General features: G+C 69.2%; 1 protein-coding gene. It reads right to left on the bottom strand.

Annotation, left to right across the window (positions count from 1 at the left end):
• The coding region (locus ACFXKA_RS43150; RefSeq protein WP_379431933.1) for a type I restriction endonuclease at window positions 1-1,127 on the bottom strand (1,127 nt) is incomplete at its 3' end.
• Between the last annotated feature and the right edge of the window lie 11 nt (window positions 1,128-1,138).

The following is a 1,138-nucleotide window of genomic DNA, read 5'->3' as shown; positions in this document are numbered from 1 at the left end:
TCGGGGTCGAGGCGGTTGATGAAGTACGTCTCGGCGCCGGTCGTGGCGTAGCGGAACGCGAACGGCTCGTCCTGCTGCCAGACGGCGAGTCGGTGCTCCTTGAGGACGCCGGCCGCGTACCGGTCGTTCTGCTCGACGGCGCTGCTGAGGTGATCGCCTTCACGCTTGGCCTCGATGACGCCGACGATCTTGCCGTCGACGTAGAGGACGTAGTCGGCACGGCCCGTCGCCACGGTGAACTCGCGCACGGCGACGCCCTGTGCGGCGCCGGGATTGACCTGGTCGCGGTCCTGGACCTGCCAGCCCGCGGCGCTCAGCATCCGGTCGATGGTCTCGCGGGCCTGCACCTCGTTGAGAGGGGCGGGGCGCTGCGCGCGGTGGACGATCGCGTCGCGGGCGGCGGCGTCGACCGGGCGCGGAGTCTTGCGCAGCAGGTCGTACGACGACTGTTGAGCTGCCCGCATGGCATCGACCTGTGTGGTCAACTGCTCGATCTGGGCGAGCAACTGCTCCTTGTTGGCGGCGGCGGCCGAGATGAGCGACTCCGCCTCGGCGCGGGCACGCCGCTCCGCCTCCAGTTGGGTCGTGCTCTCCGTGAGGCGGACCCGGGACTGGGCGAGCGACTCACGGTGGCCGTCGAGGGCCTCCTGGAGTTCGGCGAGCTCCGCCGGGTCGGTGATCTGGGCTTCGGGGTCCGTGGGCGGTACGAACTCGGCGACCGTGCGCTTTCCGGAGATCGCGTCGTGGAACCAGAGGCCGAGCTTGTAGCAGGCGCGTACAGCCGCGAGCGCGCGGGTGGAGTCGAAGAGGTGACGGTGGGCGGCCTGGTAACGGTCGCGCCGGATCCGGTCGAAGTCGTCACGGATCTCTGGCACCAGCACGCCCGCGTTGGTCAGCGCGTTGAGCCGGTCCAACTGGCGGGTGCCTTCGTCGCGCAGCGCCGTAAGGCTGACGAGTTCTTCCGCCAGGACCTCACCGAACTGGCCCGCCTGAACGAGGGCGGAGTTGGGGTTGGTGAAGACGGTGGCCTCGGCCTGGGCGCCGTAGATGGAGAGCAGGGCCTGGAGAGGGAAGAGGACACCGAAGTTCGGAGAGGATTTCGCCAGTCTTTCCAGTCGCTCGTCCATACACCCTGCTC

This window comes from Nocardia sp. NPDC059228, from assembly GCF_042754245.1.
Lineage (GTDB): Bacteria > Actinomycetota > Actinomycetes > Mycobacteriales > Mycobacteriaceae > Nocardia.
Note: the sequence above shows the minus strand (reverse complement) of the source record. Positions and strands in the feature narration are given on the sequence as shown.